Below are 2,068 nucleotides of genomic sequence, written 5' to 3' on the forward strand. Positions count from 1 at the left end.
CGGGCGCCCGCCCCGGCCGCGCGGATCTCCTCGGCGATGACGGCCGTCTCGGAGCGCACGGTGGCCGGCGCGGGCCGGAAGCGCAGGAGGCGCCGGGCCTCCAGGGCCAGGACGTCGGGCAGGGCGTCGGCCGGGACGACGGTGTGGAAGACGGTGTGGTCGCGATGGGTCTCGGCGTTGCACATCCCGCCGGCCTCCTGCACGAGAGCGACGAAACCGGCGCCCTCCGCACCGGCGCCCTCCGCACCGGCGGCCCGACCCCCAGCTTCGTCCAGGGCCCTTTGCGCAGCCCCTTCTTCAGCCCTGCCGGCAGCCGCTGCCGCAGCCCCCGACTCAGCCGCGTTCCTCGCCCCGTCGGCCGCCCCGTCGGCCGCGCCGTCGCCGTAGCGGTCGTCGTGTCCCTCGCCGCGAGGGAACATCAGGTGCTCCACCAGGTGCGCCATCCCGTGCCGTCCCGGTGGGTCGTCGTCGCCGCCCGCCGCCACGGTGAGGGCGACCGCCACGAGGCCGCGGCCGGGGGTCTCCTCGGTGACCAGCCGGAGGCTCACCGCAGGGGCCGGTACACGGAGACGCACATCTTCCGGCTGTCGCCGCCGTCGAAGGGCTGCTCGCGCCAGCCGGAGTAGCGGGCGGAGAGTTCCAGACGGGCGATACCGGCGAGGAGGTCGAGCTCGCTCGGCCACAGGTAACGCATCACCGTCGTCGCCGACTTCGGGGCCTCGCCGTCGAGGAACAGCGTGTTGTGGATCATCATGTTCTGCGAGGCGGGCAGCACGCCGATGGACTCGATCATCGCGCCGCGCCCGTCGATCGGGTACGTGCTGATCTCGTTCTTCTTCTGCACGTGGTAGTCGCTGGGGTCGAACGTCTCGATGACCACGTGCCCGTCGGGTGCCGTGTGCCGGGCGACCGCGTGCATCAGGGCGATCTGCTCGTCCGGGGCGACCGCGCAGCACAGGGAGTTGAAGGGTGCGAGGACGACGTCGAAGGCGCGGCCCAGGTCGAGGGTGGCGAAGTCGGCGTGGACGGGGGTGATCCGGCCCTCGGGGTCCTTGTGCGCCAGGCGGGCCAGCATGCCCTCGGAGGAGTCGACGCCGTGCACCCGGAAGCCCTTGTCGGCGAGCGGCAGGGCGACCCGGCCGGTGCCGACGCCGAGTTCGAGGACGCTCGCGCCGGGCGCGGTGAGGGTGAGGAGGAAGTCGGCGATGTCCTCCAGGTCGGGGGTGGCCGGGTAGATCTCGTCGTAGACCTCGGCGAGCGCGTCGCTGTACGCGGTGGTCAGGGCGGTGCCGAGCCCGGCACCCGTCTCGGCGGCGTCGGCCGGGCCGGTCGCCGGGGTCTCTTCGGTTGCCACGCTGGTCGTCATCGTCCGCCTCCGGAGCGGGTGTCGAGGTTGTTCTGGGGGTGCAGCGGGTCGATGCCCGCCTCGTGGAAGGCCCGTACGACGTACGCCTCGCGGCTGTCGTCGCCGTCGGACAGGGCGTGGGCGATGAGTCCGCCGGCGAGGGCGAAGGCGCGGTGCTGGCCGAAGCTCATGCCGTCCTGGCCGGGGCGCGGGTCCTCGGGGTCCCAGGCGGCGGCGACGCCGGGCGCCAGTTCCTCGGTGAAGACGGACGTGCCGTCGCCGGTGAGGGTGCCCGCGTGGGGGGCGACGGCGGTGGCGACCGCGCGTTCGCCGGGGCGGTGGTCGCCGTGCAGGTAGACGACGACGGAGTCCCGGCGCGGATAGTCCTGCGGATCGGAGAGGACCTTCGCGTGGTACCGCGCGCCCGCCTCCTCCAGCGCGCCGAGCGCCGTGCCCCACAGGGCGACCGCCGCGTCCGCGTCCCGCGCGTGCAGGAAGAGGCGGCGTACGGGGCCGGCGGGGCGGGGCAGCGGGCGAGAGCCCATGACGTAGAAGAAGCCGGGGGAGAGCGCGGGGCGGGCGGCCTCCAGGGCGAGTTCGACCAGGTCGCCGGGTGCGGGCGGGGCGGCCGGCGCCAGCAGCCGCTCGGCCGGGACGCGGGGGGTGACCTCGGGGAGGCGTACGACGAGCTGGTCGCCGTCGGGCCGGTGGAGCACCTCGACG

The 2,068-nt window shown here is 74.7% G+C and carries 3 protein-coding genes; all 3 read right to left on the reverse strand.

Annotation, left to right across the window (positions count from 1 at the left end):
• A partial coding sequence (locus tag AOK15_RS45400; RefSeq protein ID WP_167738907.1) for an insulinase family protein occupies positions 1 to 548 on the reverse strand: 548 nt, incomplete at its 3' end.
• Entirely contained in the window at positions 545 to 1,354 is an 810-nt protein-coding gene (locus AOK15_RS38565; RefSeq protein WP_240508791.1) for a class I SAM-dependent methyltransferase, read from the reverse strand. The genes AOK15_RS45400 and AOK15_RS38565, both read right to left, overlap by 4 nt.
• Positions 1,355 to 1,362: 8 nt before the next feature.
• Positions 1,363 to 2,068, reverse strand: a 706-nt coding sequence (locus AOK15_RS38570) for a T3SS effector HopA1 family protein (protein ID WP_240508792.1), incomplete at its 5' end; no start/stop codon positions are given.

The organism is Streptomyces ossamyceticus, from assembly GCF_001418475.1.
In the GTDB taxonomy this organism is placed as follows: Bacteria; Actinomycetota; Actinomycetes; order Streptomycetales; family Streptomycetaceae; genus Streptomyces; species Streptomyces ossamyceticus.